This is a genomic window from Oxynema mangrovii CENA135 (assembly GCF_016632315.1).
In the GTDB taxonomy this organism is placed as follows: Bacteria; Cyanobacteriota; Cyanobacteriia; order Cyanobacteriales; family Laspinemataceae; genus Oxynema; species Oxynema aestuarii.
In genome coordinates this window covers 1,276,747-1,296,224 of the sequence record NZ_JAEOXH010000001.1, presented here as the reverse complement: position 1 = coordinate 1,296,224, position 19,478 = coordinate 1,276,747, and the positions used below count along the sequence as shown (strand labels likewise).

Below are 19,478 nucleotides of genomic sequence, written 5' to 3'. Positions count from 1 at the left end.
GGTTGGGGGCGAGCTTAGATCGCTTCGAGTGCGATCGCGCGATCGAGACTTTTAACTTTTAAATCCTGGTAAAACTCTTCTTGCTCCAATTCCACCTTAGATTGAGCCGAAAGCAGCAATAAAGCCCAGAAGATCCCGACGCGATCGTGTTTGTTGTCGGTCGGTTCCGATTGAATTTTAGGCGTGTCCGCCGTTTTCACGCGCCACAGTTGCCAGCGTTCGAGCAGTTCGTCGAGTTCTAACCAGTCGCATTCGGTACTCAGTTGGGTCCAGTGACTTTCTAAAAATTGTTCGAGGGCGGCAGCAATATCGGTTAAGTTTTCTTGATGGGCGAGTTCGCTAATGGCGCGGACTGCTTTCGCCGTCGATTTAGAATTGGCGTGGCGCTTGGTGCGGCGACGGGGGCGATCGTCCATCGCCTGGGACATTAATTGTAATTGTTCGATTAATTCGGGTAAAGTGACCCGCCGTTTTTGGGGGGTGGGGGCGACGGCGCGTCGTTTGAGCTGCCGTTCGAGTTTGTGAGGGAGTCGGGTACTTTCGGGATCTAAAAGTTCTTCGAGTTCTTCGACTTCTTCTTCGCCGACGCCTTCTTCGTCGAGGAGAGATTCCGAACGGGCTAAATTATCGGCTTTGAGCAAAACTAACATTGAGGCGTAGAGAAAGGCTTGTCCCGATTGGGATAAGGTCACTTCTCGTTCGGCGCGATCGCTGTCGTCCGCCGGGACTAGTTCGCTGAGGTAGCGGTCGATCACTTCGATTACCTGGACGTCCCACGGGTCGATTTCTCCTCGTTTGGCGAGGTCGATTAACAGGGCGATCGCGTCTTGGGCTAGGGAACTGCTCATGATCTCCGGGTTGAACTAGAACTCATTGTTTCATTCTAGATTTTTCTGGCGGGAGCAGTGGCGATCGCTCCTCTTCCTTCAAGCGGGACGATCGATGTTTTCCACTGCGATCGCGTCTTTTTTGGCGTTGTCTTTTTTGGCGTTGTCCGATGATGCTGCTTCGGCGGGGAGCAATTGCGGGCTATTCTCCGATGTCAACTGACCATAAAGTACATCGATCGAACTCATCCAAATACCGTACAACAGGCTGAACCGCTCGCGTGATTTTGTAGCCAGCGCCCTTTGAGGGTTTCCCAGAAAAATCTCATACTCCTTGACAATAGTCGGCCAGCAGGATACATAGAAACCTATGTAGCCAGGGACTCTGGCGAACGGAAACAGCCTGTCAAGTCGATCTGTCTGGGCGTATGACTCGGATAAAGCGTCTATGACCTAGATAAGTGGCGTGGGGCCCGAATACCCAATCGTGAGACTGGGAAGCCCGCGCTGACCCTACGGGTACAGCGCCGGGAGTATGTCACATATCTTTGTAGTTTGGATAACAGGGCAAATAGCCAGACTAAGACCGCACCGATTCCCATTGCGAAAATCAGTTCGACGGCTAGGGGCGCTTCCACCTCCACTCCTCGCACGATCGCGATCGCCGTCGGCTGACTATTTTCTAAAGAAAACAAAACTAAGGCCAAACACAATAGGAAAATCAAGCTGAAATTCAAGGCTTTCATCGGAGAAAGCTCAGTTGAGGGTCGATTGAGACCATTTTAATTTTAGATTTGAGATTTTAAAGTTTAGATTTTTAGAGTTTAGACAGATTGAGGGAAGAAGTGGGGAATTGCGACAAGTCAGCTTCCTCCCTCTTACTTCTTCCCTCTTAGTTCTTGCCTACTTCCTACTCCCTACTCCCTAATTCAACTCCCGCACCCTTTCAACCCCTAACATTTGACCGAGATCGAGCAACGATCGCAATAAATCGCGCGATTGTGCGGCGGCGGTGGTCGGATCGAGGCGATCGAAATAGGGGGCGAGTCCTTCCTCGTGCATCCAGCTAAAAAATAACTCTTGGGCGCGGGCTAAGGATAAGCCGATATTGAGTTGCCCTCCGATCGAGATCGCCCGTTGTAAATTGAGCAGTTCGGCCTCGATCTTTTCCGGTTGGGCGTCGTGGATTAAATAGCACAAACACCGCTCGATCGCCCGTTCCAGGCCAATTTTAGCCTCCGGTACTTCCAGATGGCAGCGCATGTGTTTGGCTTCGGTGGCGATCGCGTGTAACTCGTTTAAAAGGCTGGCGATTTGACCGTCCGAGGTGAGGCGATCGCCCATCGCCTGTTCCAAATCGCGCACCACGCTCAAACAGCGATTGCTCAAAGCAATTTCCGCCGCCACTTGCAATTCCCTCGGGACCGTGAGGTCGTCGCGGTGGAACGCCATCATCACGCCGTAATTGTCGCGATACACCTGGTTGTAAAGCTGATCGAGGCGCAACAGATTTTCCTGAGTGAGCAGTTTGACGATTCGGTGTCGTTCTTCCGCAAACAAATCGCGCAAACTGAACGATTTCCCATCGAAATACTCATTCATCACCAAGATCGCATGAGCGGCGCTCGCTTCTTGCAGAGTTCCGAACAAGCGTTCTTTCATCTGCACGTAACTGCGCCGTCCGACAAACGGTTGAATGCAGCAGTGAAAATCCCAACTGCCTAAATGTAAAACAGCAAAGACGAGATCGAGATTTTCTTGAGTAATTTGCGACACTAACTGAATCTGACCGACCGCCAAACTCAGCGATCCCAGGCGTTGCAACTCGTAATCCCGGCGGTGGATGCTGTAGCAGTAAACCTGTTCTTGACTCTTGTAACTGGCGAACAGGCTGCTGATGGCATAGTGGGCCGCCACTTGCTCTAAGCTAATTTGTGCGGTCACCACGAGTTGTTCGTAAACCCCTGCCCCGTCTTTAAAGGTGTCTACATTACTCGGCGCTTGTTCGAGGCGACGCACGAACTCGCGTTCGAGTTGGACCCCCGCCACTTCTGCCGCCAGTTCGATCGCCCGCGCCGCGTAACGGAGGATTTGCACCCCTTCCGGGCGAGAAATTTCTTCAAAAAACCAGCCGCAACTGGTGTACATCAGCAGGGTGTGGCGTTCCATTTCCAGCAGGCGCAGGGCGTCGATCTGCTGGGCCGGGTTGAGGTAGTGGGTTTGATGGCGGGCGAGGAAATTTTCGACATTTTCGCTCTCGCGATCGCGAATCACTTCGATATACTCGTCTCGGGCCAGCCAGGGATCGCGCAACAGGCGGCAACCTTCGCGTTCGTAGATCTCGCTGAGTTCGTCGCGCAGCCAGTCGAGGGCGTCGCGGAGGGGACGGCGCCACTTTTGGTGCCATCCGCCGCCGCCCCCACAACCGCAGTCGTCCTGCCAGCGATCCACCCCGTGGGAGCAACTCCAGGCGGTGACGGGTTTGAGTTCGACTTCCCAGGTGGGCGGATTGAGGCTGAGGTAGTGGGCGAAGTTGGTGACGGTCCAGCCTCGTTCGGGAAATTCGCAGGTGAAGGCGTAAGCCAAGCATTTTTCCGTCCCGGATTTATGATGGCCGAAGGTTTCGCCGTCGGTGGCGACGGAGATCAGTTGGGAGGGACGGCGATCGCCGTGAACGGCCAAACCGAGGCGACCGCAGAGGTGATGGGAGCTACTGAGTACGTCGTTAAAGCCCATATCCCGAGAGATCGGGCCGTCGTAAAAGAAGATGTCGATATAGGGGCGTTCGCGCAGCGTCTGCAAAGCAGAATCGCCCGCTTCGGGATCCCCCGGTAAGTAGCAGCGATAGGGACGGGTGGGATCGATTTGGCCGCCGCCGACTTCGTGCCAGTCGGTTTCCGGTTCGCCTTCGGCGGCGATCGGTCGGCAGCGTTGGGCTTGCGACGGCGCCAGGACGATGAATTGAATTCCTTCGGCGACGAGGGCTTCGAGGGTGGCATAATCCACCGCAGTTTCTGCCAGCCACATCCCCTCGGGATCGCGCCCGAAGCGGGATCGAAAGTCTTGTTTGCCCCATCGGATTTGGGTGTATTTGTCGCGCTCGTTGGCGAGGGGTAGGATGATGTGATTGTAGACTTGGGCGATCGCGTTCCCGTGTCCGTCGAGGCGTTCGGCGCTTTTGCGGTCGGCGTCTAAGATCGCCTGGTAAACTTCGCCGTCGTAACGTTCGAGCCAAGTCATCAGGGTCGGCCCGATGTTGAAGCTGAGATATTCGTAGTTATTGACGATCCCGACCACTTCGCCGCGATCGTTCAAAATCCGCGCGAAGGCGTTGGGTCGGTAACATTCGTGATGGATGCGCTCGTTCCAATCGTGAAAGGGGGCCGCACTCGGCTGGCGTTCGATCGCGTCGAGATAGGGGTTTTCCCGAGGGGGTTGGTAAAAATGACCGTGGATGGTGACGTAAATGCCATAGGCCGTTTTCGCTCTTTCGGGGGTCAATTCCTCCGTCGGCGCTTCTGGCACGACCGTTGTGGTGGGTTCGGACATGGGAATGTTTAAAGTAGAGGTCGTTTCAGAAATCGAAGTCATGGCGATCGTTACTCAAACGATAGGAACAGATATCGGAATAATCAAAAGGACTCAAGGTACGAACATGGTCAGCCCGATCTCGCCTGGAAGACGGACGTAGGACAGCACGACGTTGGGTAAGTGAAGCGATCGCGAGGGTTCTCCGGCGGCGATCGCCATCTGGCTGTCAAAGTCGATTGTCAAAAACTGTAATGGATCGTCGGTCGATTCCGCCCTTCCGTTCGGGGTCCATTCTCTCTGGCATCATCATCGAAATTAGGCTTTTACCGAACTTTTCCTAATATTTCTACTAACAGCAACATAACAGATTCAATGAAAAAGTATGGACGATCTCTTTATTAAGTTAATAGTTTGATATAAAAATTTAATATAAATTTCCAAATAATTCCGTTATTTTGTAACTTTAAATACAGATTTCTCATCTGCTTTTTCAAGCGAACTCCCCCCGGAGCGGCGATCGCCTCGTAGCGCTCCCCTCCCGGATAGGCTCCTGTTTTCCGAGAAGATCCGCTAGTCTGGAGACGTTTAGCAGATTCACGAGACTTTACCCACCCTAATGTCAGTCAAAAATCTGATTTTCATTGGCTTACTGGTCTTTGTTCCCCTTTCGATCGCGGGACACTTCCTCGAATGGGGAGCCTTGCCGATTTTCCTCACCGCCTGCTTGGGGATCGTTCCCCTGGCGGCGTGGATGGGAACCGCCACCGAAGAAATTGCCGTCGTCGTCGGACCCAACCTCGGCGGCTTGCTCAATGCCACCTTTGGCAACGCTACAGAATTAATTATTGCCCTGGTCGCCCTCAACGCCGGATTGGTCAACGTCGTCAAAGCCAGCATCACCGGATCGATTATCGGGAACCTCCTCTTAGTCATGGGGTTATCGATGCTTTTGGGCGGCGTGCGCTTCAAAGAGCAAGAATTTCAATCCGTCGTCGCCCGCATGAATGCATCGGCGATGAATTTGGCCGTGATTGCCATTTTGCTGCCGACGGCGGTGGACTTTACCTCCCAAGGGATCGAAGAAAGCACGATGCAGCAACTCTCTGCCGGAGTGGCGATCGTGTTGATCCTCGTTTACGGACTCACCTTGTTATTTTCGATGAAAACCCACGCCTATTTGTGCGAGGTCGGCGAAGCGGAAAACGAGTCCGAAGAAGGCGAAGCGGGACACCAACCCAACGTGTTGCTGTGGAGTGGGGTCCTCCTCGCCTGCACCCTGTTCGTCGCCGTCGAATCGGAATTATTGGTCAGTTCTCTCGAAGAAGCCACCTCGATGTTAGGTCTGACTGCCTTGTTTACCGGGGTCATCGTCGTTCCGATCGTCGGTAACGCGGCGGAACACGCCACGGCGGTTACGGTGGCGATGAAAAATAAAATGGATCTTTCCCTTTCCGTAGCGATGGGATCGAGTTTGCAAATTGCCCTGTTTGTCGCCCCGGTACTGGTTCTGGCGGGTTGGCTGATGGGTCAACCGATGGATTTAAATTTCAATCCGTTTGAGTTGGTGGCGGTGGCGGTGGCGGTCTTAATTGCGAATTCCGTCAGTTCGGACGGGCGTTCGGATTGGCTGGAAGGGACGTTATTGCTGGCGACTTATTTGGTTTTAGGATTGGCGTTTTATTTCCATCCCGTGATTGAGGGGATCGGCTGAAACCCGATCGCCCGATGGGATTGCCAACGCTGAAAAGAACGTTGAAACTGTCGATGAGGTGGCCATGGCGCCCGCCTCTTTTTTTTGCGATCCCTTTTTGAGATCGTTATTTTAGGTCATTTTTGAGGGGCGATCGCCCGCAACTCGACGAGTTCACGCTACACTGGCGATAAAATTTACTCGATTCGAGTGTGGGCGATCGCCCATTTGCACCAACCTTCTTTAGTAATCTTTTTTGGTATCCGATCGTGGCTCAAAAAAGTGGACCGCCAGCCATTATTTTTATCGTTATTTTCCTGATTCTCGCTGCCGGAGGCTACTGGTTCTTTACCCGACAGCAAAGCAGCATATCCGGAAACGTTTCTTCCGAGGCTCAAGCCCCGAATGCCCCACCGCCCGCCACACCGCCATCTGCCCCCATTCCCGGCAGTGGCACCGCCCCCACTGGTTTTAGCGCCCCCTCCTCCGTTCCGGCGGGAACTGTGGTGGATATTGACGGTTCGACCAGTATGGTCACCATTAACCAAAATCTCAAACGGGGGTTTGAGGCGAAATTCCCCGGTACTCAGGTATCGACGACGGCCAACGGCTCCGATCGCGGTTTGCAAGCATTAATCGCCGGAAACAGCGATATTGCAGCGATTTCGCGCCCTCTGACGGCAGAGGAAGCAGGCCGGGGTTTGGCGGCGGTGGCGATCGCCTCGGATCGGATCGCGATCGTCGTCGGTCTCAACAATCCCTTCACCGCTAGCTTGACTCCCGACCAAGTTAGAGGGATATTTCAAGGAGAAATTACCGATTGGTCCGCCGTTGGCGGTCCGCCGGGTACGATCCGCGTCATCAACCGTCCGCCTGTAAGTGGCACTCACCAAGCCTTTAAAGAAATTGTTCTCAACGGCGGCAACTTCGGCAGCGCCCCGAACATTACCACGATGGAACGAGACGCGACCACCCCTTTATTGCGAGAATTAGAACGCAATGGGGTCGGTTATGCGACTTACGCTCAAGTGGCCAACCAGCAAACGGTTCGCAGCGTCCCGATTAATGGCTTGACACCACAAGCGGAAAACTATCCGTTTCAAAGAATTCTCTATTACGTTTATAAAAACCCGCCCGACGATGTGGCTAAAGCCTTTTTAGGCTATGCCACTTCCCCGGAAGGACAGCAGGCCATGTTGGCGAGTGACTAAAAGACTTCGGGAGGGGCAATATCGCCACCTATGGAAACGTGGCGATCGCCGCCCTTCAATCCGGGGGTATGGCTTGACTCCCGAGTCCTTTCCGGGTCGGAGGAGGGCGAAGTCAACACCGGATCGGTTTCCACAGGAGGTTCGGATTGGGCTTGTTCTTGCATCCACGCCAGTCCGCCGATCGCACTGGCCATCAAGGCGGTATATCCTAAGTATAAATGAAGCGGACGGATCTCGAATCCGACTCCAGACAGTCCGCCCCCTCCAGAGGAGACTTTTTGGAGCGGTTGAGGGGCGGGAGCCAAAGAAATCACCAAACTCTTTCCATCTAAACCCAATTCGTCGGCAATTTTATGAATGAAGTTGCGGATAAATACTTCTTCGGGTAAAGTTTCAACATTACCCTGTTCGATCGCTCGAATATGACGACAGGGAACGAGGGTTTTTTGATGTAATTCTTCGATCGAGAGAAATCGTTGTTCTCGAGCTTGTTTTAGTTGGGTACCAATTTGTTCAACCGAATTTTTCCAGTGCTTTTGAGCTTCTTCGTGGAGTTCGGAAGCCGTAAGTTTTCGGTTACGTTTTTTCGGCGATTGCCCGGTCGGTCCGGAGTTGAAGCCCCGACCGAACTTTTCACCTAGGGACGACGATCCTTTCGGTTCCCTTCGGTTTGAATTCGAGTCCCAGGGATTGCAAGATTCGCTCGCATCGATCGGATGGTACATTTCGCGAGCGGCAGTTTTCTCGTCCTCTCGCTCAAACGGCGAACTCCTTATCTTTGACTGATTTGAGCCATTGGATTCGTTATCAAATGGGTTGACAGGTGCATTAACAGATGCTGCAGATCGTGTCTCTTTAAAATACATCAGCAATTGTTGAAGGGCTAATCGAATCGCTTCTCTTCCGACCGATTTGAGCAACTTTTGGGAACTTTCTGCTGCATCTCCAAGTCCTTTTTGTAAGCTGGCCAGTGCCGTTCGATACGCATCAGAATTAAAGAGTTCGCGTTCAATGTGGTCTAGCACAAACATCAACTGTTGTTGAGCGGGGTCGAATGAGGAAAGCGGCGGAGATTCAAGTACCATGTTAAAGGTCATTCGTTGAGGTAACGTTGAAGCCAACTGTATCGAGGCGGATTTTAAAGCTCTCTTGCCACAGCGATCGAAACCTTCAGAAGAGGAGAATTGTAGGGCAAGCGATCGCGCGATCGCGCTACACCGATACGAGAGCAATTACTATAGGGAATGTAATCTAGAATTACGCGATTTGAATAAACCGATCCGGATCGAATCGAACGAAAATAACGTTGAAAACAGTGTTGTTTGGCTGAAGGTTTTCAACCTGAAAATTTCTATAATCCAGGGATTTTGGTGCGGGGATGCGTGACGATCGCGACGGACTCCCCCGCCGAGAGCAGCTCTCTGGGGGGTTGGCTATCACAAGAGTTCCCCACGGCGATCGCGGCGATGGCTATCACAAGAGTTCCCCACGGCGATCGCGGCGATCGCCCCCTCAACCATGAGGCGCCGGAGCGATCTCATCCTCGAACCACAATCGAACCATTATTATTTGTTGAGCCGTGATATTCTGGTGTTGCCATGAAGCTCGGCTAGCCCCAGCCAACCCGCTATCTACGTCACGGGCGTTTGGCGACGATTGGGGGTCAAGCCGGGGGGGTCGCCGTTCTCCAATACCCAAGGTATCGATTCAACTCTCCCAACTATCTATCATGTTCCCATCAGAATCCCCTCAAGAAAACGGACAAGCCCGCGATGATTCCGTCATCCTCCACGACGAGTTCGGTCGTTCCCTTTCTTGCTATGTCGAGCATTCTTTTGAACTCAACGATCAAGATTACGTTTTACTGATGCCCGTCGAGTCTCCCGTGGAAATTTTTACCTGGCAAGCTGAAGACGAAGACGAAGAACCGATTCCGGTGGATGACGATCGCGTCGATAAAATTTTTGAAACGGCCAAAGCGGTTCTCGCCGAACAGAATTTGACCTTAAAACGAACGGCGATCGTGCTGACGGTCGCGGGGGAACTGCCCGATTTTTCCGAAGAAGATTGGAATGACGAAGAAGCAGAACCTCCGGCAGATGCGCGGGAGGATTACGAAGAATTGCAATGGCTAGCCAGTTTCTACGATGAAGAGGAAGAATACGCCATTTATACCCCTCTCGATCCCGTATTTATTCTGGCGCGGGTCAACGATGCTGGCGAGCCAGAATTGCTTTCTCAAGAGGAATTAGACGAACTCGAACCCCTACTGCCTTCTTTGGAAGGAATGCTAGAAGATCGTCTGTTTGACGAATCGGAATAAGTGGTTTTTTTAGACGATCGCGGCGATCGCCTCCTCCTCAGTTTCATCGCTGCAATGCCTTGAGAAAAAGCGGCGATCGCCGCTCAAACTCCGTTCGCGAAGCGACGGCTCCGCCGTATCTGCGATCGGTTTGGGGGACGGGACGACCCCGCAAAAGGGTTATTAGAATCTAAAATATCTTTAATTAAGAAGATCCATAGTTAGGAAAGATTCAGGATGAAAGCCGTTCGACGCAAGTCAAGATGGTCCTTTTATTGGGGACTGCTTCCTGTCGTTTCCGTTTTTTTTGCGTGGCAAGGTTGGGTGTGGTGGAGTTGGGTCAGTGCTCCGGCGATCGATCCCAAAACTATCGAATCGGAAGCCGAAAGCCCCCCCGCTAAAACGATCGAAGTCAAAACAGGCTCGACCGGGCAAGAGATTGGCGCTACCCTGGAGGCCGAAGGCTTGATCCGTTCCACTCAAGCATGGAATGTTTGGGCTCGCTGGTTGAGTTTGACAAAGCGTGGCGGTGGATTTCAAGTGGGGAGTTATGAAATTAACCCCACCGAACCAATGACAGAAATTGCCGCGAAAATTTGGTCGGGGGATGTTCTCAAACTCAGTTATACAATTCCGGAAGGCTGGACGATCGAGGACATGGCCGAATATTTCGAGGACCAGGGTTTTTTCAAAGCCGAAACCTTTGTCGAAGCGACGAAAAATGTCCCTTACGACCTGTTTCCTTGGTTACCCAAAGATTTACCCCATGTAGAAGGGTTTCTCTACCCGGATACGTATTTGTTGAGGAGCGATCGCCTCGATGCGGAATCGGTCGTCAGCCAGATGATCGGTCAGTTTGAGGTGGTCGCCTTACCCGTATACGAGCAAAGCGCCGGGGAAAAAGATCTTTCCCTGCTCGACTGGGTAACCTTGGCGAGTATTGTCGAACGAGAAGCGGTGATTAGTGAAGAGCGATCGCTCATTTCCGGGGTCTTTCACAACCGCTTGATAGAAGGAATGCCCCTCGGCGCCGATCCGACGGTGGAATATGGTTTGGGCATTACCCAGACTGCCGATCGCCCCTTGACTTACGAAGAAGTTGCCACTCCATCCCCGTATAATACTTATATCAACGCCGGACTGCCTCCCACCCCGATCGGCTCCCCGGGATTGCCCAGTCTGGAAGCGACTTTATCCCCGGAAGCGACGGATTACTTGTATTTTGTCGCCCGTTACGACGGTACCCACGTTTTCAGCCGCACTCTGGCAGAACACGAAGCGGCGCAAGCTGAAATCTGGAACGAGCGCGATTCTCAATAGAGTGACGATCGCCGCTTTTGTCGGCTTCAACTGCGGGTGCATCGATTTTGAATCGCGGTTCGAGCCAAAGCGATCGTGTCGAGGGCGAAGCGTGGGTACCCCGTCCGACGCGATCTCGCTGACGGTTTCCCCGGACCGTCTTTTGGGGCGATCGATCGCGGAAACTGTCGAATGCTCTAGAAAAGGCTCTAGAAAAAGAGGAGCTGGCCGTGCTAGGATTTGTCGGCATACTTCTCGGTAAAGGGTTCGCCTTCTCTGGGAATCTAAAAGAGCGAAGCCCTACCGGAAGTTGAAAACTGATAACGGGCTTTGGCGGCGGCTTGTCGGTGCTGTAGAGCGATCGTAAAATTCTATGTCTTGGGGAAAACTTTTACAACCCGACCTATTGTTAGGGGGTTCCATTATTAATTTGCAACCGGAAGTCCTCGACACCTATCAGCTTAAGGGCTTGGTTCTCGATGTCGATGAAACCTTAGTGCCTTTTACCGAAAGAGAGGTTTCCGAACCCCTACAGGAGTGGGTTGCACAATTCAAACCTCTGGTTCCCCTGTGGTTGGTCAGCAACAATATTAGTGAAAACCGGATTGGCAGTATTGCTAAATCCTTAGAATTGCCTTATATCACGGGAGCGGCTAAACCGTCGCGCCGCAAACTCAGACAAGCCGTCACGGCGATGAATTTACCCGTACAACAGGTGGCGATGGTCGGCGATCGCCTGTTTACGGACGTTTTGGCGGGTAACCGTTTGGGGATGTTTACGATATTGGTCGATCCGATGGTCGATCCGGGGGATGTCTTTCACCCCTATCGTCTGCGATCGTTTGAAGTGTGGCTTTCCCAAATTTTGGGGGCGTCTTTGCATTTGGATCGGTGAGAGGTGAAAGGTAAAGAGGAGAAGGGAGAAGCTTCGTAACTCCCAACTCCCTAAATCTAAAATCTAAAATCTAAAATCTAAAATCTAAAATCTAAAATCTCCCCTATGTCGTCTACGATTGTCGTCAAGATCGGCACCTCTAGCTTGACTCAACCGAATACTGGGAACTTGGCCATTTCTACGATCGCAGCCTTGGTCGAAACCCTCAGCGAGCTGCGCCAACAGGGAAATCGAGTGATTTTAGTCTCCTCGGGAGCCGTCGGCGTCGGTTGCGCGCGTCTGGGATTGAGCGAACGACCGCGCGATATTGCTCGCAAGCAGGCGGTGGCGGCGGTCGGTCAAGGACGGTTGATGCGGGTTTACGACGATTTATTTACGACGATGCAACAACCGATCGCCCAAGTCCTGCTCACGCGCACGGATTTGGTGCAGCGCAGTCGGTATGTCAATGCTTATCGGACTTTCCAGGAATTACTCGACCTCAAAGTTATTCCCGTGGTCAACGAGAACGATACGGTCGCCGTCGAAGAATTAAAATTCGGCGATAACGATACCCTCTCGGCGATGGTCGCCAGTTTGGTAGAAGCGGACTGGTTGTTTCTGCTGACCGATGTAGACCGCCTTTATTCGGCAGACCCGCGCAGCAATCCCGACGCGCGACCGATTCCCCTGGTCCAACATCTGGGAGAACTCGCCGCCTTGCAGGTGGAAACAGGGGGAAGTGGGACGAATTGGGGCACCGGAGGGATGGCGACCAAGATCGAGGCGGCGCGGATCGCGACGAGTGCGGGGGTACGCACGGCGATCGCGGCGGGGAAATATCCGGCAAATATTGTCAAAATCTTACAAGGGGAGGCGATCGGCACCCAATTTGCGGCGCAACCGCGCACGCCGAACGCCCGCAAGCGCTGGATCGCCTACGGACTGGTTCCAACGGGGAAACTCTATCTCGATCGCGGCGCCCTCAAGGCGATTTGCGAAGGCGGAAAGTCTTTACTCGCCGCCGGGGTAACGGCGATCGAAGGGCAGTTTGAAACGTCGGAAGCGGTGCAACTGTGCGATCGCTCGGGGGTAGAAATTGCCCGGGGTCTGGTCAACTACAGCAGTCGCGAACTCGAACGGATTCGCGGTCGGCGATCGGATGAAATTCCGGCGATTTTGGGATATCTTGGGGCGGATACCGTGGTTCACCGCGACAACTTGGTTCTGATTCAATGAGCGATCGCGGCGCAGAGTTAGCGATCGCTACCGATCGACGGGCCGTTAGCTCGTAGCATAGAATAAAGCCCCCGATTTGCCTCGTGCTGGGTTAGCCGAGGGGTTCCCCAGCGAGCTGGTTGGCGAACCCTCTACCGTCCAAACGACCGTTCTTGAATTACGATCGCAAAAAAACGATGAATCCCAATAACTTGATGGAATTTTTACAAACTGGCTTTCGGGTCGGCGTTGGCGCCACGACCTCTTTACTCGAAAGTTTGCAAGACGCGCAAAAACGCGAAGAAAATCTAGCAGACTTGCAGTTAGAGTTTAACGAGCTAACGCAAAAATTGGCGAAAAAAGGGGAAATGACCGAGCGCGAAGCCCGCAATTTCGTCGATACGATTTTTAACCAACCGGGGGCGACTCCCTCGGAATCTACGTCGGAAACCTCACAGAATCCCCCAGATTCGCCGAGTTCTTCGACGAGGAAAGAACCGGAAATCCAACAGGAAATCGAAGATCTCACGGCTCAAGTGGCGGCGTTACGGGCCGAACTAGAGCGCTTGAGTGCTAACGACGCGGACACTTGAGCCAATCGCCTCCGATCGCCCTTTAGTGATTCGTCTCCGTCCATGCAAAAGCCCATCCCCCTAGTTCTAGGGAGATGGGCTTTTTAATTTAAAAGTATTGACATACCTCACCGCCCTCAAGGAGCGACGATTCCTTGACGCTTCGTCGAGACTTGCTACTCAGTAGTCTTACTGTCTCTCCACGCCCGTTTAAAGTCTCCTAATGCCCTATGGCGACTGATTCTATTTTAGCCGAAATCTTGTTAAAGCTGTCCTAGAAGAACGGGTTTTCAGACCCAAAGTTGCAATAAGTCCTAAACAAGTCCTAATCGTTCTCCCAGTCTTCCCGTCCCATCAAATCGCCGATGCGATCGCGCAATAAGTAATTATTCGATTCTAACTCGCACTCTACCATCGACCACTCGCGGGCGGGGATGTACTGACAGAGGGTGTAAATCGGTTGCTGTCTGCCGACGATGCCCTTACTGACGAGGTTGCGGGCTTCTTCTCTAATCACTTCGATGGAATATTGAACGGTAGACGTAGCCATCATAATAAAAGCCTCTCGATCTGGTTCTGTTCGTTAAATTTGGCGATCGCTCAGTCTGATGCCACTCATGCAGGCACGCAGATATTCTCAATAATGCTTCTGAGCCGATCTTAGACGATGCTTATTGAATTGTTACAACATATACTGAATCAATTCTATTGTCACGCTAAGCATCCTCAATTCATATTAATGAATTATTAAGAATCTTGCCCAGCTTTTTGCGATTGCTTGCAAGATTTATTTTCCCCGTAAGTCTCTAGAGTAAAGAGTTTTGGCGATTATTAAAGATTTACTTTTAATTAAATTTTATAAATCCTACGTCTTGCATTATTAAATTCAATTATTGTCGAAGTGTAGCTTCATTCGAGGGCGCAGAGGGGACGATCGCCCGCACGAACTCCGGCGATCGCCCGCAAAATTTTCCGGAAGCGATCGCCTCAATTGCTTATTTAATCGACACTACAGCCCTTACCACCGGGCAGCCAGTCGGAGCTGAGGGATCCCTAGACCCGGGGCGATCGTCTGAGTAAAAGTAGCGAGAGTGTTACTCTCGCTACCAATGACGTTCTCTGACCCATTTTTTTTGAATAATGTCAAGATTTGCTGACAACTGGATCCCCTACCCCGTACAGAGTACCGAGGGCGATCGCTTGTGCCTCGTGCATTTGGCCGTAAGAGAACACGTAGGGCAAATCGGCGGGCAATTGGGGTAAAAACTGCTGTAACACGTAAGGACTGCCATAAATCGCCACCCCTTGCAGTTGTCCGCTTGTCAATAAATACTTTAACCAGCGATCCGCTAACTCGGTGGCGCGCGCCGGACCGCCGAAAGGATTGCCTCGGATGAACACTTGCAGCAACGTGGCGCCCTGGGTCGAGGGTTCGCAAGGCGACCCCGGAGGCGGATCGCCTTGGGGGTCGGAATCGGTGTGCAGGTCTACAAGCTGGAGGGCGTACCCTCGGGCTTGGGGGATGGCGATCGCCGGGGCTTGACGACCGAGAAAACCGCAAGTCACCAAATTATCCACCAGCAATACATTGCGCGTGGCGCCCGCGTTTGACGGCAGGAGGGAAAGCGGCAATGAACCCCCGACCTGTTGGGACTCTTGCAGGATCTCGGTGGCGATCGCCCCGGCGTCGGGAGCAGCCAGGGATTGCAAGCGAGCGAGGGCTTCTCCGGTAGTTTCGCTGGCGGGGGGTAAATTGGCAGGTTCGGCAAAAATCTTGTGTTTGGCGCGCCAAATGCGCTCGACGGATTGGCGAATGCGCTCCGGGGAAACGCGCCCCCGGTCAACCGCGTCGCAAATCGTGCGGATCGCCCCCGCCGGATCGACGGGCATTAATAAAATATCTGCCCCGGCTTCGAGGGCGAGTAGGGGGGCTTCGTTGGCGCCGTAGCGATTGGCGATCGCCCCCATAACCAAAGCATCGGTGAGGATCAAGCCGTCAAAGCCGAGGTCGCCGCGCAGGCGATCGGTGAGAATTTTAGAAGATAAAGTCGCGGGGCGATCGCCGTCCCAACTGGGAATAAGCAGGTGAGCGCTCATCACCGCGTCCACTCCCGCCGCGATCGCCCGCGCGAACGGCGGTTGTTCCACTTGCGCCAGTCGTTCGGCGGAATGGGTCAACACGGGCAAATCGACGTGAGAATCCACACTCGTATCGCCGTGACCGGGAAAATGCTTGGCACAACTGAGCGCCGGGAAGCGCTGCACCCCCCGTAAAAACGCGGTAGCTAAGTCGGCGACCCGTTCCGGGGTTTCGCCGAAGGCGCGCACGTTAATCACCGGATTTTGGGGGTTGTTGTTGACATCGACCACCGGGCCGAGGATCCAGTTAATGCCGATCGCCAGGGCTTCGCGGGCGGTGGTGGCGCCGTATGCTTCGGCATAGTGGCGGGCTTTGTCCGGGTCGCGATCGGCGATCGCGGCGATCGCCATCGGCGGCGGAAACCAGGTAGCCCCTGCAAAGCGCTGACCGACGCCTTCTTCAATATCCGCAGCGACGAACAGGGGATATTGAGCGCGTGCTTGCAACCAGCGCGATCGCACCAGCAAATCCACCGCACTCCCGCCGACGAGAATCACCCCGCCGACGCCGAGATCGTGCAACCAATGTTCGAGGGTCGCCGCCGGGGGTTCCCAGTCGGGGAACTCGATCTGGCGGTCAAAGAAACGCCCAGATGCTCTTACGACAAACATCTGAGCGACTTGTTGTTCTAAAGATAGCGTATCGAGATCTGGCAGTGCGGGAGAAAACTGAGCGCCTGTCACAAACTATGCCTCTGCTGGTGAAATGTCGTTAGGCGATCGATCCGAATCGTCGCCGTCGTCCTCCGGATGGTTGGCGTCACGTTCCTCGCTTAACTGATTGAGCAACGAGAGAATCCGCGTTCCGCGCTCGATCGAACGATCTTCGAGGAAAACGACCTCTGGGGTTCGGCGCAAGCGCACCCGATGGCCCAATTCCGTCCGCACGAAGCCCGTCGCCGATTTTAAACCTGCCATTGTCGCGGCGCGCGCTTCGTCGGTTCCGTAAATGCTGACAAAAATTTTGGCGTGTTGTAAGTCGCCCGAGACATCTACATCCGTTACGCTGACCATTCCTGCGCCCACGCGGTCATCCTTGATGTCGTTGAGTAACATTTGGCTGACTTCGCGTTTAATCAGGGAAGCTACACGGGAAACCCGACGTTCCGTAGCCATGAGATTCGCTCCCTTACTCGCGTTCTACTTCGTAGCTTAAGGTAGGATTCCTGAGTTCGTCTACCTTTGTTTGATTTTCGTTGGAATTTCCCTGAATTTAGGACAGTCCGAGCATTCCCCGCAGGGTGAAAAAGGTGAAGATGAAGGCGGCGACGACGAAGCCGATCAGGGCGATCGCCGAAATGGGGTTACGCAACAACGGTTTGAGCCACCCGAACAAGGCGAAGAAGATCCCCAAGACAATCGTGACAAAGTAGCGGGGATAGCGCAGAACGTTATTCCAGAAATCGTCAAAAACAACCATCATAATTTCGACAGGCGATCGCGCCAAGGCGGATGAGACACTATTGCATATTAATTCCTAACATTTGTGGTGCATTTCCACAAGTGCTTTTGCTGTAGTACGTTCCAGTAAGCTACTGAGCTTTCACAATACCAACAAGATTCGTAATATTTTCAATCTTCTGTAATCAATCTGTTATTTGACTCCAAATCCATTCAATCCAACCTCTAACTGTAGATGCCCTTCTACCTTTAGTGTTTGGACTCAAAGAACTATTTGACAAGCTGTAAACAATTTCAGATTTTTTAGGTATATCTCCCATTTTAGTGGCTTCAAAAGCTTTATAAAATACTTCATGCTCTAAAATTTTTCTCATTAAAAATAAATATTTTTCTTTATGACTCTTGGTGAAAAACTCTTTTGCTTGATTGGTTATTTTAAATATTTTTTCTGAAGGTTGAAATGGATTTGAATATTTATCAATTAATCCTAAATATCTTCCGGCATCTGTATAATAATTTGTTTGACGGGCATTGAACTGATAGTTTTCAGTAATTTCGTCCTTCGTTAAATCTCTGTCTACCAGCAAAGAAACCAAATCAATAACTCTCTCAAATTTATCGGCTTGTGGGAATGGTATATTTCCTGGATCGACAATTATTTTAATATGTTGGAATATATTAAATAAATCGTCTATCGTTATTGATTCAGGAGCTAGTTTATAAATTTTATGGTCAGTCATCAACAAGGAATTGTATCGTAAATCATCTTTTAAATCATAAATGTAAAAATTAAAAACATCATTGGAATAACTCATTAAAACAGGAATGACTTTTTTGCTTACCTTGTTTATCCATAGCCGGCATGGATAGTACAATTGACGAATTAAAAAATCATCAATAGCATAATTTTTTGCTTCTATTAATATTAAGTAATTGTCGCTTTCAAAGCCTCCATCTATTTCACACTGAGAATTAACCACATCGACTAAATCTTCCTTGGATTCATTTGGCTTTTTAATTGACTTTTCAATTCTAAATGTGAATGAACCTGTAGACATTCTTCCTGCAATAGTGTAGCAAGTTTTTTCTCCTAAAAGATCGTCTATAATTCCTGAGTTAAATGCAAATAATAGAGCTGCATTTTCAGAATATAAATTTCTATAATTTATAGTTTCCAAATCTGGAATTTGAAAATTAGTTGGCTCAACAGGCTGATTTTCTATAGCCTGATGAGTTTTAAAATGACCGATTTTATATTTATATCTTGAAATGGGTAAAATTGATAATTTATTCTCTTCAAAAACTTTTGGTAAATTCGCAATATGATCGAACTTAGCCATCAAACGACTTTCTCTGTGCTGATTTATTGTCGATGAATCAATTTCATAAAAACCAAAACGTTCTATTTCGTTCAGAATATCATAATGGTTGAATAACTTTTCCCATGCGATGTCATTTTTGGTCTGGCCAGATTTTTTAGTCATACCCTAACAATTATTGACTTCATAGTTTAAAACTAAAACTTCATCAATCGCTCCTCTTTTTTTTGCCTTAGAATTAATAATTCTGTTGGCTGGAATAATTTTAAAAAAATCTTTGTAATTTTCGTACAATTCATGAACGAACTGTGTTGATGAGTTGCTCATCATAACATAACAGCCTCTTTCAGTCAAATCGTCAAAGACTTTTTTTAATCTTTTTTGATCGCCGCGATCGAATCCATTGACATCATAGCCAGTAAATGAAGCTGTATCTGATACTGGATCGTAAGGAGGATCTAAATAAATAAAATCACCTTTTTTTGCATCTTTTAAAGCAATTTCAAAGTCTTTATTTAATAAGGAAATTTTATCGTTACTATTCAAATATTTATTAACTGCTCTTAGTACAGCTTCGTCTAATATATTTGGATTTTTGTAGCGACCAAATGGAACATTGAATTGCCCTTGAGAATTAACCCTAAACAGGCCATTATAGCACGTTTTGTTTAGATATATAATTCTCGCTGCTTTCTCAACTGATGATAAAGATAAGTATTTTTTTGTTCTATCTAGTTTTCTAGTGTCATAATAATATTCTTCTTGAAGTTTATAATGACTACAATTTTGATATTGTTTTTGGTGTTCTCCCAGCTTATTGATTAAATCTTCTAAGGAGTCTCTAATTGCAATATAGCAATTAATTAATTCTGAATTTGTATCACTAACAACAGCTCGCTTAGGTTGAAGCGCAAAGAATACAGCTCCAGCACCTAAAAATGGTTCGTAGTAAGTTCCTTTTTTTAGAACTCTATCTGGTATATGTTTGATGATTTCGGGAAGTAGCTGTCGTTTACCTCCTGCCCATTTTAAAAAAGGTCTTAAGACTGGATTTTTTCTCATTTTTTTTCGGTTTTCATTAGTTCGTTCACAGTC

At 50.5% G+C, this 19,478-nt stretch carries 19 protein-coding genes; 7 read left to right on the top strand and 12 right to left on the bottom strand.

Going from position 1 to position 19,478, the window contains the following annotated elements:
- Nucleotides 1-14: 14 nt before the first annotated feature.
- From JJD41_RS05040 to JJD41_RS25210, 5 genes are all read right to left on the bottom strand, one after another.
- A complete protein-coding gene (locus JJD41_RS05040) occupies nt 15-848 on the bottom strand; it encodes a segregation/condensation protein A (RefSeq protein WP_200664988.1) in 834 nt (277 codons plus the stop codon).
- Between the two features lie 78 nt (nt 849-926).
- Nucleotides 927-1,076, bottom strand: coding sequence for a hypothetical protein (locus JJD41_RS05035; protein WP_200664987.1), 150 nt, complete (start codon nt 1,074-1,076; stop codon nt 927-929).
- A gap of 197 nt (nt 1,077-1,273) precedes the next feature.
- Nucleotides 1,274-1,573, bottom strand: coding sequence for a LapA family protein (locus tag JJD41_RS05030; protein ID WP_200664986.1), 300 nt, complete (start codon nt 1,571-1,573; stop codon nt 1,274-1,276).
- Between the two features lie 178 nt (nt 1,574-1,751).
- The gene (locus tag JJD41_RS05025) at nt 1,752-4,418 is read right to left on the bottom strand and encodes a DUF3536 domain-containing protein (protein WP_200664985.1); all 2,667 of its coding nucleotides are present in this window, start codon (nt 4,416-4,418) and stop codon (nt 1,752-1,754) included.
- Nucleotides 4,419-4,469: 51 nt separating this feature from the next.
- Nucleotides 4,470-4,601, bottom strand: a complete 132-nt coding sequence (locus JJD41_RS25210) for a hypothetical protein (RefSeq protein ID WP_255547210.1) — start codon at nt 4,599-4,601, stop codon at nt 4,470-4,472.
- Nucleotides 4,602-4,974: 373 nt separating this feature from the next.
- Here JJD41_RS25210 and cax point away from each other — a divergent pair, with 373 nt between their 5' ends.
- Complete coding sequence (cax, locus tag JJD41_RS05020) at nt 4,975-6,069, top strand: calcium/proton exchanger (RefSeq protein ID WP_200664984.1); 1,095 nt, start codon at nt 4,975-4,977, stop codon at nt 6,067-6,069.
- Between the two features lie 248 nt (nt 6,070-6,317).
- Nucleotides 6,318-7,259, top strand: coding sequence for a phosphate ABC transporter substrate-binding protein (locus JJD41_RS05015; protein ID WP_200664983.1), 942 nt, complete (start codon nt 6,318-6,320; stop codon nt 7,257-7,259).
- Here the strand turns inward: JJD41_RS05015 and JJD41_RS05010 are convergent.
- Nucleotides 7,256-8,344: a helix-turn-helix domain-containing protein gene (locus JJD41_RS05010; RefSeq protein WP_200664982.1), complete on the bottom strand. Its 1,089-nt coding sequence runs from the start codon at nt 8,342-8,344 to the stop codon at nt 7,256-7,258. The genes JJD41_RS05015 and JJD41_RS05010 overlap by 4 nt on opposite strands.
- Nucleotides 8,345-8,988: 644 nt before the next feature.
- On the opposite strand from JJD41_RS05010, the gene JJD41_RS05005 reads away from it, so the two are divergent.
- The 5 genes from JJD41_RS05005 (at nt 8,989) to JJD41_RS04985 (ending at nt 13,545) form a co-directional block, all read left to right on the top strand.
- Nucleotides 8,989-9,582, top strand: a complete 594-nt coding sequence (locus JJD41_RS05005) for a DUF3727 domain-containing protein (protein WP_200664981.1) — start codon at nt 8,989-8,991, stop codon at nt 9,580-9,582.
- A gap of 216 nt (nt 9,583-9,798) precedes the next feature.
- Entirely contained in the window at nt 9,799-10,881 is a 1,083-nt protein-coding gene (gene mltG / locus JJD41_RS05000; protein WP_200664980.1) for an endolytic transglycosylase MltG, read from the top strand.
- A 352-nt stretch (nt 10,882-11,233) separates the two neighbouring features.
- The gene (locus tag JJD41_RS04995; RefSeq protein WP_200664979.1) at nt 11,234-11,755 is read left to right on the top strand and encodes a YqeG family HAD IIIA-type phosphatase; all 522 of its coding nucleotides are present in this window, start codon (nt 11,234-11,236) and stop codon (nt 11,753-11,755) included.
- A 105-nt stretch (nt 11,756-11,860) separates the two neighbouring features.
- Nucleotides 11,861-12,973 carry a glutamate 5-kinase gene (gene proB, locus JJD41_RS04990; RefSeq protein ID WP_200664978.1) on the top strand — a complete coding sequence of 371 codons (1,113 nt, stop codon included), beginning with the start codon at nt 11,861-11,863 and terminating at the stop codon, nt 12,971-12,973.
- A 119-nt stretch (nt 12,974-13,092) separates the two neighbouring features.
- Nucleotides 13,093-13,545, top strand: coding sequence for a hypothetical protein (locus JJD41_RS04985; protein ID WP_370583734.1), 453 nt, complete (start codon nt 13,093-13,095; stop codon nt 13,543-13,545).
- 304 nt (nt 13,546-13,849) lie between these two features.
- Here the strand turns inward: JJD41_RS04985 and JJD41_RS04980 are convergent, their stop codons facing one another.
- The 6 genes from JJD41_RS04980 to JJD41_RS04955 all read right to left on the bottom strand — a co-directional run bounded on the left by JJD41_RS04980 (nt 13,850) and on the right by JJD41_RS04955 (nt 19,445).
- On the bottom strand, nt 13,850-14,074 hold the full coding sequence (locus JJD41_RS04980; protein ID WP_168571831.1) for a DUF4327 family protein: 225 nt from the start codon (nt 14,072-14,074) through the stop codon (nt 13,850-13,852).
- A gap of 593 nt (nt 14,075-14,667) precedes the next feature.
- The gene (locus tag JJD41_RS04975) at nt 14,668-16,347 is read right to left on the bottom strand and encodes a glycoside hydrolase family 3 protein (RefSeq protein WP_370583733.1); all 1,680 of its coding nucleotides are present in this window, start codon (nt 16,345-16,347) and stop codon (nt 14,668-14,670) included.
- Nucleotides 16,348-16,350: 3 nt separating this feature from the next.
- Nucleotides 16,351-16,779 (bottom strand): 30S ribosome-binding factor RbfA, encoded by a 429-nt coding sequence (gene rbfA, locus JJD41_RS04970; RefSeq protein WP_200664977.1) that lies wholly within the window; start codon nt 16,777-16,779, stop codon nt 16,351-16,353.
- Between the two features lie 97 nt (nt 16,780-16,876).
- A complete protein-coding gene (locus JJD41_RS04965) occupies nt 16,877-17,086 on the bottom strand; it encodes a DUF751 family protein (protein WP_200664976.1) in 210 nt (69 codons plus the stop codon).
- Nucleotides 17,087-17,249: 163 nt separating this feature from the next.
- The gene (locus tag JJD41_RS04960; RefSeq protein ID WP_200664975.1) at nt 17,250-18,548 is read right to left on the bottom strand and encodes a type II restriction enzyme; all 1,299 of its coding nucleotides are present in this window, start codon (nt 18,546-18,548) and stop codon (nt 17,250-17,252) included.
- A gap of 3 nt (nt 18,549-18,551) precedes the next feature.
- The gene (locus JJD41_RS04955) at nt 18,552-19,445 is read right to left on the bottom strand and encodes a DNA adenine methylase (RefSeq protein WP_200664974.1); all 894 of its coding nucleotides are present in this window, start codon (nt 19,443-19,445) and stop codon (nt 18,552-18,554) included.
- Between the last annotated feature and the right edge of the window lie 33 nt (nt 19,446-19,478).

Excerpts from the sequence above, each read along its gene's own strand:
- JJD41_RS04980 (WP_168571831.1), bottom strand. The coding sequence starts at position 14,074 with ATGGCTACGTCTACCGTTCAATATTCCATCGAAGTGATTAGAGAAGAA.
- JJD41_RS05005 (WP_200664981.1), top strand. The coding sequence starts at position 8,989 with ATGTTCCCATCAGAATCCCCTCAAGAAAACGGACAAGCCCGCGATGAT.
- proB (WP_200664978.1), top strand. The coding sequence starts at position 11,861 with ATGTCGTCTACGATTGTCGTCAAGATCGGCACCTCTAGCTTGACTCAA.
- JJD41_RS04955 (WP_200664974.1), bottom strand. The coding sequence starts at position 19,445 with ATGAGAAAAAATCCAGTCTTAAGACCTTTTTTAAAATGGGCAGGAGGT.
- JJD41_RS04995 (WP_200664979.1), top strand. The coding sequence starts at position 11,234 with ATGTCTTGGGGAAAACTTTTACAACCCGACCTATTGTTAGGGGGTTCC.
- JJD41_RS05035 (WP_200664987.1), bottom strand. The coding sequence starts at position 1,076 with ATGAGTTCGATCGATGTACTTTATGGTCAGTTGACATCGGAGAATAGC.
- JJD41_RS05010 (WP_200664982.1), bottom strand. The coding sequence starts at position 8,344 with ATGGTACTTGAATCTCCGCCGCTTTCCTCATTCGACCCCGCTCAACAA.
- JJD41_RS04965 (WP_200664976.1), bottom strand. The coding sequence starts at position 17,086 with ATGATGGTTGTTTTTGACGATTTCTGGAATAACGTTCTGCGCTATCCC.
- JJD41_RS05030 (WP_200664986.1), bottom strand. The coding sequence starts at position 1,573 with ATGAAAGCCTTGAATTTCAGCTTGATTTTCCTATTGTGTTTGGCCTTA.
- JJD41_RS05025 (WP_200664985.1), bottom strand. The coding sequence starts at position 4,418 with ATGACTTCGATTTCTGAAACGACCTCTACTTTAAACATTCCCATGTCC.
- rbfA (WP_200664977.1), bottom strand. The coding sequence starts at position 16,779 with ATGGCTACGGAACGTCGGGTTTCCCGTGTAGCTTCCCTGATTAAACGC.
- cax (WP_200664984.1), top strand. The coding sequence starts at position 4,975 with ATGTCAGTCAAAAATCTGATTTTCATTGGCTTACTGGTCTTTGTTCCC.
- JJD41_RS05040 (WP_200664988.1), bottom strand. The coding sequence starts at position 848 with ATGAGCAGTTCCCTAGCCCAAGACGCGATCGCCCTGTTAATCGACCTC.
- JJD41_RS04960 (WP_200664975.1), bottom strand. The coding sequence starts at position 18,548 with ATGACTAAAAAATCTGGCCAGACCAAAAATGACATCGCATGGGAAAAG.
- mltG (WP_200664980.1), top strand. The coding sequence starts at position 9,799 with ATGAAAGCCGTTCGACGCAAGTCAAGATGGTCCTTTTATTGGGGACTG.